Here is a 12,362-nt window from a genome sequence, read left to right on the forward strand (position 1 = left end):
CCTGCCGCGCACCGGTCGCGTCCCACGAGTCAATGCAAGCTCGCAGCCATGCCGGAGGTCAGAGTTGATACCGCGGCCGGATACTTCTGTTCCCCGCGGCCTCGCCGTGGCGGCCGGTGCCGCTCAGCAGTTCAGCCTGCTGAAAGGGCGTGAGTTCGGACGCCGGCTTGTCGAGCGTGGCCAGGCGCGCAATGGCGTCCTTGTCACCGCCCTGCGGCCATGGTGAGGTAGATGCGCGCCTTCGCATCGTCCCTCGGCAGCAGTTCGCCGGCGCTGTAGAGCATGCCCAGCCGGTACTGGGCCTTGAAATTGCCGGCCCGCGCCGCACCGGTGCAGAGGGATTCCGCCTTGTTCATATCGCGCGGCTCGTCGAGCCCGTCTTCCGCCAGGATGGCGAGGTTGAACAGGGCGTCGCCATTGCCGACCTCGGCGAGCGTTTCCCGGATTTCGCGCGCCGCCGCGTAACGGGCCATCTTGAACTCGGCATAGGCCTTGTAGTTGCCCATGGCGGGATTGCGCAGCCAGTCGCGGCGGTGGCTGTCCTGAGCCTGCGCCAGCGCAGCGCTCAGAAGGATCGACAAGGCAAGCAGGTAGCGCACGGAGTGCTCCAGGAGGTGTCGGAATGAAACCGTGATCAGGCTTGCGGATCGCCCGCCGCCACCTTGGCCGACCACTCTTCGATGCTCAGGGGTCCGCCCGCGGCTTCGGTGCGGCCCCGGTCGTAGCCGGGCAGGCTCGGCTGAATGAAGTCCAGCCGCTTCCAGCCGGCCAGCGGGGCTGTTCCGTCGGCCGCCGGCACATAGCTCGAGTCGGCCACTTTCTTCATCCGGTGCACATAGCGCGGGCAGTTCTGAAAGATGGCACTCACCGCCACGCGCACGACAAACTGTGCGCCTGGAAAGCGGGCCATCAGCGTCGGGTCGTCGTCGTGCGTGGCGCTGCCCTGAACGCGCAGCCGGAACGGTGTTTCGAAGTCCATGAACAACAGGCCGATCTGCGGATTGGCGACCATGTTGCCCATCGAGTAGTACATGCCGTTGCCGTCGAAGCACGGGAACGCTAGCGTGCGCGCGTCGAGCACCGCCACGAAACCCGGAGCGCCGCCCTTGTACGAAACGGTCGGCTGGCCGGCCGGGTCGACGCTGGCCAGCCAGAACATGTCGCGCGAGGTGATGAAAGCGCGGTCGGCGTCGGTGATCTCGTCGTGCACGATCACCTCCAGCAGGGTATCGGCGAGCCGGCGTGTATCGAAGCGGTCTTGCAAAGCGCGGTGTTCTTCGGCGTAGGTCAAGGGCATGCAGGTCTCCGGTTCGAGGGGTGCGAAGTCGCCGCCATGTGCCGGCACTCAAGGGATGGCTTGCGTTCGCGGGCCCAGTCCGGCCAGCAGTTGCGCGCCCAGGGCCTCGGCCACCTCGATGCCGTCGACCCCGGCCGACATGATGCCGCCCGCATACCCCGCGCCCTCGCCGGCCGGATACAGGCCGCGCACGTTGAGGCTCTGGTAGTCGCGGCCGCGGCTGACGCGCAGCGGCGAGGAGGTGCGCGTTTCCACGCCGGTGAGCACGGCGTCCGTCATCGAGAAGCCCTTGATCTGCTGGTCGAAGGCCGGCAACGCCTCCCGAATGGCGGCCAGCGCATAGTCGGGCAGGCTGCCGCGGCCCGGCTCGGCCAGGTCGGTCAGGTGCACGCCAGGCTGGTAGGACGGCAGCACGCTGCCCAGGGCGGTGCTGCGCCGGCCCTGAATGAAGTCGCCGACGAGTTGCCCTGGTGCGCGGTAGCCGCCCCCGCCCAGCACGTAAGCGCGCGATTCCCAGAAACGCTGGAACGCCATGCCGTCGAGCGGACTTACGGGGCCTTCGCTGAGGCCGTCCTGCCGGTAGTCTTGCGGCGCAACCGCAACGACGATGCCGGCATTGGCGTTGCGCTCGTTGCGCGAGTACTGACTCATGCCGTTGGTCACTACGCGCTCCGGCTCGGAAGTGGCGGCCACCACGGTGCCGCCCGGGCACATGCAAAAGCTGTAGACCGATCGCCCGTTGCTCGCATGGTGCACCAGCTTGTAGTCGGCCGCGCCGAGCAAGGGGTGGCCCGCGTTCGGGCCGAAACGTGCGCGGTCGATGAGTCCTTGCGGGTGCTCGATGCGAAAGCCGATCGAGAAGGGCTTCGCCTCCATGTGCACGCCGCGCCGGTGCAGCATCTCGAAGCTGTCGCGCGCGCTGTGGCCCAGGGCGAGCACGACATGGTCGGCGCGCAGCTCCTCCCCCGAGGCGAGGATCACGCCACGGATGTGCCCGGCATCCGCATCACTGTCGCGGGCGCCGCGCTCGATCAGCACATCGGTCACGCGCTGCCCGAAACGCACCTCGCCGCCCATTCGCTCGATGTCGGCGCGCATCTTCTCGATCATGCTCACCAGCCGGAAGGTGCCAATGTGCGGCTTGGCGACGAAACGGATTTCTTCGGGTGCGCCCGCCTTCACGAACTCGGCGAGCACCTTGCGCGTGAGGTGCCGCGGATCGCTGATCTGGCTCCACAGCTTGCCGTCGGAAAAGGTGCCGGCGCCGCCCTCGCCGAACTGCACGTTCGACTCCGGATCGAGCACACCCTGGCGCCACAGGCCCCAGGTGTCCTTGGTGCGTTGCCGAACCTCCTTGCCACGCTCCAGCACGATCGGGCGCAGGCCCATCTGCGCCAGGATCAGCGCCGCGAAGAGACCGCAGGGGCCGAAGCCGACGACCAGCGGGCGCGGGCGCTGCAGCGCGGCGAAGTCGGCGGGCGCCTGCGCGACCAGGCGGTAGCGCGTGTCGGGGCTGGGCCGCACATGGGGATCGGCGGCGAAGCGCCGGAGCACGGCCGCCTCGTCGCCGCGCAGCTCGCAGTCGACGGTGTAGATGAGCACCACGGCCGACTTGCGGCGCGCGTCGTAGCTGCGCTTGAAAAGTTCGAAGCCCAGCAACTCGTCGTCCGGGATCCGGAGGCGAGCCGCGATCGCCGCGGGCAGCACGTCAGCAGCGTGATCGAGCGGCAGGCGCAGTTCGGTGATGCGCAGCATCAGGGCAACTTGCAGCAGTCGAGAACGGAGCGATGAGGCGATGAGCGCAGCTCAACCCGAACGTGACACGCCACGAGGGCGGAATCGAGCGTGTCTTGCTTCGCAACGCTACCCGCCACGCCAGAGAGGCCTGTGGCAAGGCGGCACGGCCGCGCTCCGGCTAGAGGGTGCCTTGCTTTGCCACGGCTGCTGCGTTCGGCGGCGCGGTCGCGGCTTCAGCCGCCCTTCTTGGCCCGCTTGCCGGGGTTCTTCTTGCTGCGCGTGTGCGAGCCGCGCTCGAGGCTGACCTTCTGGCCGCGGGTGGTGGTGACGGTCACGCCGGCCGGCGCCACGGGCCGGGGAGTGGCGCGGCGGTCGGCTTCGGTCTTGATCTTGTTGCCCATGATGGCTCCGGATGTGGTTTGGAAAATCAACCCGCGATTAGGCCACAAGCGGCCGCGCTCAGTGAGCAGTTCGCGCGACCGGAGCGTGCGGGGCTTGCTGCTTTATGGTTGCGCATGACTACCCTACACAGCGACATCCCCGCCCGCCTCGACCGCCTGCCCTGGTCGCGCTGGCACTGGCGGGTGGTCATCGCGCTGGGCGTGGCCTGGATGCTCGACGGGCTGGAGGTCACCCTGGTCGGCTCCCTGGGCGGCGTGCTGCAGCGCGACGACACGCTGGGGCTCACTGCGGCGCAGATCGGCGGGTCGGGTTCGATCTACATCGGCGGCGCGGTGATCGGCGCGTTGCTGTTCGGTCGGCTCACCGACCGGCTCGGCCGCAAGAAGCTGTTCCTGATCACCTTGACGATCTACGCGCTCGCCACGCTGGCCACGGCGTTCTCGACCAGCTTCGCCTTCTTCGCGGTGTGTCGCTTCGTCACCGGCCTGGGCATCGGCGGCGAATACGCGGCGATCAACGCCGCCATCGACGAGCTGGTGCCGGCGCGCGTGCGCGGCCGCGTCAGTTTGGCCATCAACGGCAGCTTCTGGCTCGGCGCCGCACTTGGGGCGGGCCTGAGCCTCGTGCTGCTCGACGAGCGCGTGCTCGGTCCCGCGTGGGGCTGGCGCGCCGGCTTCGCGCTGGGTGCGCTGCTCGCCGTTGCCATCGTGCTGGTGCGGCGCAACGTGCCGGAGAGCCCGCGTTGGCTCATCTCCCACGGCCGGGCCGACGAGGCCGAACGCATCATGGCCACCGTCGAGGCCGAAGTCGAAGCGCGGCACGGCAAGCTGCCCGCCGCAACCGGCCGCGTCGCTTTCAGCACCCAGGCGTCGCCCACCTTGCGGCAAGTCGCCCAGGTGCTGCTGCAGCGCTACCCGCAGCGCAGCGGCGTGGCCCTGGCGCTGATGGTGTCGCAGGCGTTCTTCTACAACGCGATCTTCTTCACCTACGCGCTGGTGCTCACGCGCTTTCACGGCGTGGCCGACCACCTCGTTGCGCTCTACATCTTTCCGTTCGCGCTGGGCAACGTGCTGGGGCCGCTGCTGCTCGGGCCGCTGTTCGACCGCGTCGGCCGTCGCCGGATGATCGCCTTCACCTACGTGGCGTCGGGCATCGGCCTGGCGTTGACCGGCTGGGCTTTCATGCAGGGCTGGCTGGATGCGCGCAGTCAGGCGCTGGCGTGGTCGGCCGTCTTCTTCCTGGCCTCGGCCGCGGCCAGTTCGGCTTACCTCACGGTCAGCGAAGTGTTCCCGCTCGAGATGCGCGGTCTGGCCATCGCCTTGTTCTACGCGGTGGGCACCGGCGCGGGCGGCTTTGCGGCGCCATGGCTGTTCGGCATGCTGATAGAGACCGGCAGCCGCGGCGCCGTGGCCGTGGGCTACGCGATCGGCGCCGTGCTGGTGATTGCAGCGGGCCTGTTGGCGCTGCGCTTCGCGGTGAATGCAGAACGCAGGCCGCTGGAAGACGTGGCCCCGCCGCTGGGCGCAATGGGCGAAGGCCGCGGCGCGCCGAAGTAGAACGACACCGCCCGCCCTACTGCACCGTCCCCTTCAAGGCCTCCGGCAGCACAACGGATTGCACCTCGATGCCCTCGTCGCGCAGCGCCTGGGCCTGCTCGCCGCTGGCGCGGCCGCGAATGCCGCGGGTGGGCACCTCGCCGTAATGGATACGCCGGGCCTCATCGGGGAAGCGTTCACCGACGTCTTCGGTCTGCGCCATCACGTGGCGCACCGCGCGTAGCCACAGCGCTTCGACGCTGTGCTGCTCGGGCGTGGCGGATGGTGCCGCGACCGCGACCGACCCGCGGGCGGCCGACAGGTTGAGCCGCGGCGCACTGGGCAGGCGGCTGACGAGGCGGCTGGCGCACAGCGGGCACTCGACCAGGCCGCGCTCGCATTGCGCGCTGTAGTCGTCTTCCGAGCCGAACCAGCCTTCGAAGGCATGGCCGGCATCGCACAGCAGGTCGAGGACTTTCATGAGCGTGTGCGCATCATGCGTCAACCGGGCTATGCGGGGCCTGCTGCCAGTTCAGTTTCCAGCGTCCGGCGCGCCAATGCGTGATCCACAGCATGCCGATCAGCGTCTTGGCGTCGGTCAACTCACCGCGCTCGGCCATGGCTTCCAGCTCGTCGAGTGTGGTGGTGAAGACGTCGAGAAACTCGCCCGCGTCGAGTTGCGCCTCGCCGGCCACGAGACCGCGCGCGAACCAGACCTCGATGCCTTCCGTGGAGTAGGCGATGGCGTTGTGCAGCAGGCCGGCGCGCGCCCATTCGGTGGCGCGGTAGCCGGTCTCCTCGGCCAGTTCGCGAACCGCACAGCTCAGCGGCGATTCGCCGGCATCGAGCTTGCCGGCCGGGAACTCCACGAAAGCGCGGCGCAGCGGATAGCGGAACTGGCGTTCGACGACGAGTCGGCCGTCGCTGAGCAGCGGCACGATCATCACCGCGCCCGGGTGGACGACGAACTCGCGGCCGGTTTCGCGGCCGTCGGGCAGGCGCACGCGGTGCTGGCGCACGTCGAGGAAGCGGCCCTTGAACACCTGGCGCTCGTCGATGCACGTCTCGCGCAGGTGCGCGTCGTCGTTCAGCGGGTCGGTGGCGCTCATCGTGCGAGCCTCATCCGCGCCGACGACGCAGCACACGCCACACGAAGCCGGGGAAAGCGAGCGTGAGGAACAAGCACAGCAAGATGGCGTAGAACTCCCAGCCTTGCGGATGGCGCTGGCCGATGCGAGCTTCCAGGAACATGCCGAAGGCGACCACAGCGGCGCCGAAGACCAGCAATTCCAGAAGCCGCCAGCCGAGGTTCTTGGGCGCACGCATTGGCCCGATGACGAACAGACGCTCGTTGACGAAGGGCAGGTTCGCTGCCAGCACCGCCAGCGCCAGCATCAACCACACTGCGGTGGACGATGTCATGTGCCCGCCGCCCTCAGCCAGCCAGCGCGAGGCGGATCGCCTCGGCACACATCGTCATCAGCCCGCCCGGCATGAGGCCCAGCCCCAGCACCAGCGCGCCGTTGAAGGCCAGCAGTGCCCTCACCTCGCCCGGGCCGCTGCTCAGAGACACGTGGCTCTCGGCCTTGTCGAAATACATGGTCTTGACGATGCGCAGATAGTAGAAGGCGCCGACCAGCGAGAGCAGCACCGCGACCACCGCCAGCACGATGTAGCCGGTGGCTCCCGTCGAGACGATGGACTGCAGCACGGCGAGCTTGGCGTAAAAGCCGACCGTTGGCGGAATGCCGGCCAGCGAGAACATGCACAGGCCCATGACGGCCGCCAGCATCGGACTGCGCTGGTTCAGGCCCTTCAGGTCGTCGATGTCCTCGGCCTCGAAGCCCTGCCGCGCCATCACCATGATCACGCCGAAGGTCGCCAGCGTCGTCATCACGTAGGTGACGATGTAGAACATGGCCGAGCTGTAGCCGTTGGCCGCCGAGAAAGTGTTGCCGGAGATCACCGTGGGCGTCAGGCCGAGCAGCATGAAGCCGAGCTGGCCGATGGCCGAGTAGGCCAGCATGCGCTTGAGATTGGTCTGCGCGATGGCCGCCACGTTGCCCAGGATCAGCGAGCCGACCGAGAGCACGATGAGCATCTGCTGCCAGTCGATCGCCAGGCCGATCATGCCTTCGACGAGCAGCCGGATGCAGATCGCGAACGCCGCGAATTCCGGCGCGCCGGCGATCATCAGCGTGACCGCGGTGGGCGCGCCGTGATAGACGTCGGGCACCCACATGTGGAACGGCACCACGCCCAGCTTGAAGCCCAGGCCGGCGACGATGAAGACAAGGCCGAAGACGAGCACCTGGGCGTTCACCTCGCCCGCGGTGATGGCCGCGAAGACGCCCTGGATGTCGAGCGAGCCGGTGGCGCCGTACATCATCGACATGCCGTACAGCAGGAAGCCCGAAGCCAGCGCGCCGAGCACGAAGTACTTCATCGCCGCTTCGGTCGAGACGGCATGGTCGCGGCGCAGCGCCACCAGGGCATAAAGGCTCAGCGACATCAGCTCCAGGCCGAGGTAGATCACCAGGAAGTTGTTCGCCGAAATCATCACGTGGATACCGAGCAGCGCGAAGAGCGCCAGCGTGAACAGCTCACCCTTCAGAATGTCGCGGTCGGCGGCATACGGCCGGGCATAGACCAGCGTGACGAACATCGCCACGGTGGCGAAGAAGGACAGCAGGTGACCCATCGGGTCGGCCACCACCAGGCCCTGCATGGCATAGAGCGTGAAGCCGCCCTCGAAGTACATGAGCTGCAAGACCGCCACGGCGGCCAGCGTGACGAGCGACAGGCGGTAGGTCAGGGTGCGCTGCGGCGAGGTGGAGAACAGATCCACGAGCGCGATGACGCAGGTCATCGCGAGCAGAAGGATCTGCGGGTAGACGGCGAGCCAGTTCATTTCAAGCATGGGGTCGGCTCTGTCAGTTCAGCTTCGAGATCGCCACGTGCCGCAGCAGCTCGGTCACCGAGACCTGCATCACGTCGGTGAAGGGTTTGGGATAAACGCCCATCCACAGCACCGCCACCGCCAGCACGCCTAGCATCAGGAACTCGCGATAATTGATGTCGGTGAGCCCGCGCACGTCGTCGTTGGCCACCGCGCCGAAGTACACGCGCTTGACCATCCACAGCGTGTAGGCCGCGCCGAAGATCAGCGTGGTGGCCGCCAGCAGGCCGATCCAGAAATTGAACTGCACGGCGCCCAGGATCACCATCCACTCACCCACGAAGCCGGCCGTGCCCGGCAGGCCGATGTTGGCCATGGCGAAGAACACCGCCAGCGCGGCAAACTTCGGCATGGTGTTCACGACGCCGCCGTAGGAAGCGATCTCGCGCGAGTGCACGCGGTCGTAGAGCACGCCGATGCACAGGAACATGGCGCCCGAAACGAAGCCGTGGCTGATCATCTGCACGATGCCGCCGGCGACGCCGAGCTCGTTGAAGACGAAAAATCCCAGCGTGACGAAGCCCATGTGGGCGATCGACGAATACGCCACCAGCTTCTTCATGTCCTGCTGCACCAGCGCGACCAGGCCGATGTAGATCACCGCGATGAGCGACAGCGCGATCACGAAGCCGGCCCAGGCCTGGCTGGCGTCGGGCACGATGGGCAAGGAGAAGCGCAGGAAACCGTAGGCGCCGAGCTTGAGCATGATCGCCGCCAGCACCACCGAACCGCCGGTGGGCGCTTCGACGTGGGCGTCGGGCAGCCAGGTGTGCACCGGCCACATCGGCACCTTGACCGAGAAGGCGGCGAAGAACGCGAAGAAGAGCAGCGTCTGCGCCGTCATCGGCAGCGGCAGCTTGTGCCACTCCAGGATCTCGAAGCTGCCGCCCGACTTGTAGTACAGGAAGATCAACGCGATCAGCATCAGCAGCGAGCCGAGCAGCGTGTACAGGAAGAACTTGAACGCCGCGTACACGCGCCGGGGCCCGCCCCAGACGCCGATGATGATGTACATCGGGATCAGCGTGGCCTCGAAGAACACGTAGAACAGCAGGCCGTCGAGCGCCGAAAACACGCCGATCATCACGCCGGAGAGGATGAGGAAGGCGCCCATGTACTGGTGCACGCGCTCGGTGATCACCTCCCACGCCGAGATCACGACGATCACGGTGATGAAGGCGGTGAGCAGCACGAACCACACCGAGAGGCCGTCCACGCCGAGGTGGTAGCGCACGTTGAAGCGCGCGATCCAGGCGACGTTTTCGGTGAACTGCATGGCCGCCGTGGCGGTGTCGAAGCCGGTGACGAGCGGCAGCGTGACCACGAAGCCGAGCACGGCGCCGATCAGCGCGATCCAGCGCACCATGCCCGCGTGCTCGTCGCGGCCGAAAGCGAGAAGGAGCGCGCCGAAGACGATCGGCAGCCAGATGGCGAGCGAGAGCAGACCCATCTCAGCGGCCCAGCAGGGCCATGAAATACGGCCACTGCATCCAGGTCATCAGACCGATCACGCCCACGATCATGACCAGCGCGTACCAGTACAGGTAGCCGCTCTGCAGCCGGCGTGCCAGCCCGGCGGTCAGGCCGACCATGCGCGCCGAGCCGTTGACGAACACGCCGTCGATCACCGCCTCGTCGCCGCCCTTCCACAGGCCGCGGCCCAGGCCACGCGTGGCGGGGGCGAGCAGCCTCTCGTTGATCCAGTCCATGTAGTACTTGTTGTCGAGAAGGCGGTAAAGGAAACCGGTGCGCGCATGGATCGCCGCCGGGATGCCGGGTTTGACCAGGTAGAAGACATAGGCGAGCACGACGCCGGCCAGCGCCAGCCAGAACGGCGCGGTCACCAGGCCGTGCAGCGCCATCGCCGCCGCGCCGTGGAACTGTTCGCCGAGCGCCGTCATGGCCGGGTGGCGGGCGGCGTCGACGAAGATCGAGTCCTCGAAGAAGTCGCCGTGCAGCATCGGCCCGATGGTCATGAAGCCGATCACCACCGAGGGCACGGCCAGCAGCAGCAGCGGTGCAGTCACCACCCAGGGCGACTCGTGCGGCTCGTGCGCGTGTTCGTCGTCGTGGTCGTGTTCGGCATGCGCGTCGTGCTCGCCGGGAAAGGGCTTGTGGCGGAAACGCTCCGGGCCGTGGAAGACCAGGAAGTACATGCGAAAGGAATAGAAAGCCGTGACGAACACGCCCGCCAGCACGGCGAAGTAGGCATAGCTCGAGCCCCAGAGCTCGCTGGCACCGGTCGCGATGATGATGCTGTCCTTGCTGTAGAAGCCCGCGAACAGCGGCGTGCCGATCAGCGCCAGCGAACCGAGCAGCGCGGTGATCCAGGTGATGGGCATGTACTTGCGCAGGCCACCCATGTTGCGGATGTCCTGGTCGTGGTGCATGCCGATGATCACGGAGCCGGCGGCCAGGAACAGCAGCGCCTTGAAGAAGGCGTGCGTCATCAGGTGAAAGACCGCGACCGAGTACGCCGAGACGCCGAGCGCCACGGTCATGTAGCCGAGCTGCGAGAGCGTGGAGTACGCGACCACGCGCTTGATGTCGTTCTGGATGATGCCCAAAAACCCCATGAACAAGGCCGTGGTCGCGCCGATCACGAGCACGAAGGACAGCGCGGTGTCCGACTGCTCGAACAGCGGCGACATGCGCGCCACCATGAAGATGCCGGCCGTGACCATGGTGGCCGCGTGGATCAGCGCCGATATCGGCGTCGGGCCTTCCATCGAATCGGGCAGCCAGGTGTGCAGCGGCACCTGCGCGCTCTTGCCCATGGCGCCGATGAACAGGCAGATGCAGGCCACGGTGATGAGCAGCCATTCTTCCCCGCCGAACGGGTTGGCGAAGCCGATGGCGGCGAGCTCGGGCGCCTGCGCGAACAGCTCGCCATAGTTCAACGTGCCGCCGTAGGCCAGCAGCAAGCCGATGCCGAGAATGAAGCCGAAGTCGCCGACCCGGTTGACCAGGAAGGCCTTCATGTTCGCGAAGATCGCCGTCGGCTTGGTGTACCAGAAGCCGATCAGCAGGTACGACACGAGACCCACCGCCTCCCAGCCGAAAAACAGCTGCAGCATGTTGTTGCTCATCACGAGCATCAACATCGAGAAGGTGAAGAGGGAGATGTAGGCGAAGAAGCGCTGGTAGCCGGGATCGTCTTCCATGTAGCCTATGGTGTAGATGTGCACCATCAGCGACACGAAGGTCACCACCACCATCATCATCGCGGACAGGCCGTCGATGAGGAAGCCGATTTCCATCTTCAGGCCGCCGATCACCAGCCATTCGTAGACGGTGGCGTCGAAACGTGCGCCGTCCACCGCCACGGCCCTGAGCACCATCGCGGAAATGACGAAGGCGATGAACACGCCCAGGATGGTGAGCGTGTGCGCGCCGCGCCGCCCGATGGTCTTGCCGAACAGACCGGCTCCGACCGCACCCACCAGTGGCGCTAGCGGCACGGCGACCAGCATCGATTGTGAAAGCTCTGTTGCCATTGTTGTTCTCTGCGCCGGGCCGGGGCCCGGCGTTGCGGGTCAGCCCTTGAGCGTGTCGAGCTCGTCGACGTTGATGGTCGATCGGTTGCGAAACAGCACCACCAGAATGGCCAGACCGATCGCCGATTCGGCGGCGGCCACCGTGAGGATGAAGAACACAAAAACCTGCCCGGCCATGTCGCCCAGGTAGTACGAGAAGGCGACGAAATTGAGGTTGACGGCGAGCAGCATGAGCTCGATCGCCATCAGCAGCACGATCAGGTTCTTGCGGTTGAGGAAGATGCCGATCACCGACAGCGCGAACAGCATTGCGCCGAGCGAGAGGTAGTGTCCTAGCGTGACGCTCATGCCTTCCCCCCCGTCCCTGCCGGTTCAGGTGGCGGAGGTGGTGGTGGCATCTCGGGCTTCATCTTGACCAGCCGCACCCGGTCGGCCTTTTGCGCACGGATCTGCGTGGCGGCATCGATCTGCCGGTTGTCCTTGCGCTTTCTCATCGTCAGCGCGATCGCCGCGATGATGGCGACCAGGAGCAGCACCGCGGCAATCTGCAGGGGGTAAAGGTAGGCGGTGTACATCTCGATGCCGAGCAGCTTGGAGTTGCCCAGTTCCAGCGCCGCGGCATCGGGCTGCGGTGCGTCGGCGAGCCGAAAGCCGCTCATCAGCACGAAAGCCATCTCCAGCGCGATGACCACGCCGATGCCCGCGGCCAGCGGGAAATGCTTCCAGAAGCCGTCGCGCAGTTGCGAGACGTTGGCGTCGAGCATCATCACGACGAACAGGAACAGCACCATCACCGCACCCACATAGACCAGCACCAGCGCGATCGCCAGGAACTCCGCCTGCAGCAGCATCCACACGCACGCGGCAGTGAAGAAGGCCAGCACCAGATACAGCGCCGCATAGACCGTGCTGCGCGCGGTGATCACGCGGAACGC

General features: G+C 66.9%; 13 protein-coding genes. 1 reads left to right on the plus strand and 12 read right to left on the minus strand.

All coding sequences use genetic code 11. From position 1 onward, the window contains the following. Positions 1–203 precede the first annotated feature (203 nt). The 4 genes from H0W40_RS16805 to H0W40_RS16820 form a co-directional block, all read right to left on the minus strand. Entirely contained in the window at positions 204–599 is a 396-nt protein-coding gene (locus H0W40_RS16805; protein WP_292448489.1) for a hypothetical protein, read from the minus strand. Between the two features lie 35 nt (positions 600–634). Further along, positions 635–1,297: a pyridoxamine 5'-phosphate oxidase family protein gene (locus H0W40_RS16810; RefSeq protein ID WP_292448491.1), complete on the minus strand. Its 663-nt coding sequence runs from the start codon at positions 1,295–1,297 to the stop codon at positions 635–637. A gap of 48 nt (positions 1,298–1,345) precedes the next feature. Beyond that, positions 1,346–3,052 carry an NAD(P)/FAD-dependent oxidoreductase gene (locus H0W40_RS16815; protein WP_292448494.1) on the minus strand — a complete coding sequence of 569 codons (1,707 nt, stop codon included), beginning with the start codon at positions 3,050–3,052 and terminating at the stop codon, positions 1,346–1,348. Positions 3,053–3,267: 215 nt separating this feature from the next. Next, positions 3,268–3,435 (minus strand): hypothetical protein, encoded by a 168-nt coding sequence (locus H0W40_RS16820; protein ID WP_292448497.1) that lies wholly within the window; start codon positions 3,433–3,435, stop codon positions 3,268–3,270. Between the two features lie 114 nt (positions 3,436–3,549). Between H0W40_RS16820 and H0W40_RS16825 the strand changes: the two genes are divergently transcribed. Continuing rightward, positions 3,550–4,992 (plus strand): MFS transporter, encoded by a 1,443-nt coding sequence (locus H0W40_RS16825; protein WP_292448498.1) that lies wholly within the window; start codon positions 3,550–3,552, stop codon positions 4,990–4,992. Positions 4,993–5,008: 16 nt separating this feature from the next. On the opposite strand, the gene H0W40_RS16830 is transcribed toward H0W40_RS16825, so the two are convergent. From H0W40_RS16830 to H0W40_RS16865, 8 genes are all read right to left on the minus strand, one after another. Further along, the gene (locus tag H0W40_RS16830) at positions 5,009–5,452 is read right to left on the minus strand and encodes a DUF1178 family protein (RefSeq protein ID WP_292448501.1); all 444 of its coding nucleotides are present in this window, start codon (positions 5,450–5,452) and stop codon (positions 5,009–5,011) included. A 13-nt stretch (positions 5,453–5,465) separates the two neighbouring features. Continuing rightward, on the minus strand, positions 5,466–6,080 hold the full coding sequence (locus tag H0W40_RS16835) for an NUDIX hydrolase (RefSeq protein WP_292448502.1): 615 nt from the start codon (positions 6,078–6,080) through the stop codon (positions 5,466–5,468). A gap of 10 nt (positions 6,081–6,090) precedes the next feature. Then, the gene (locus H0W40_RS16840) at positions 6,091–6,393 is read right to left on the minus strand and encodes a DUF2818 family protein (protein WP_292448503.1); all 303 of its coding nucleotides are present in this window, start codon (positions 6,391–6,393) and stop codon (positions 6,091–6,093) included. Positions 6,394–6,406: 13 nt separating this feature from the next. Continuing rightward, entirely contained in the window at positions 6,407–7,891 is a 1,485-nt protein-coding gene (gene nuoN, locus H0W40_RS16845; RefSeq protein WP_292448504.1) for an NADH-quinone oxidoreductase subunit NuoN, read from the minus strand. Between the two features lie 13 nt (positions 7,892–7,904). Then, the gene (locus H0W40_RS16850) at positions 7,905–9,380 is read right to left on the minus strand and encodes an NADH-quinone oxidoreductase subunit M (RefSeq protein WP_292448506.1); all 1,476 of its coding nucleotides are present in this window, start codon (positions 9,378–9,380) and stop codon (positions 7,905–7,907) included. A 1-nt stretch (position 9,381) separates the two neighbouring features. Then, on the minus strand, positions 9,382–11,427 hold the full coding sequence (gene nuoL / locus H0W40_RS16855; protein ID WP_292448509.1) for an NADH-quinone oxidoreductase subunit L: 2,046 nt from the start codon (positions 11,425–11,427) through the stop codon (positions 9,382–9,384). Positions 11,428–11,466: 39 nt separating this feature from the next. Then, the gene (gene nuoK / locus H0W40_RS16860) at positions 11,467–11,775 is read right to left on the minus strand and encodes an NADH-quinone oxidoreductase subunit NuoK (RefSeq protein WP_292448511.1); all 309 of its coding nucleotides are present in this window, start codon (positions 11,773–11,775) and stop codon (positions 11,467–11,469) included. Then, positions 11,772–12,362 (minus strand): NADH-quinone oxidoreductase subunit J (locus tag H0W40_RS16865; protein ID WP_292448513.1); only part of this gene is annotated, 591 nt, incomplete at its 5' end. The genes nuoK and H0W40_RS16865, both read right to left, overlap by 4 nt.

The sequence above is a fragment of the Methylibium sp. genome (assembly GCF_013817345.1).
GTDB lineage: Bacteria > Pseudomonadota > Gammaproteobacteria > Burkholderiales > Burkholderiaceae_C > Methylibium.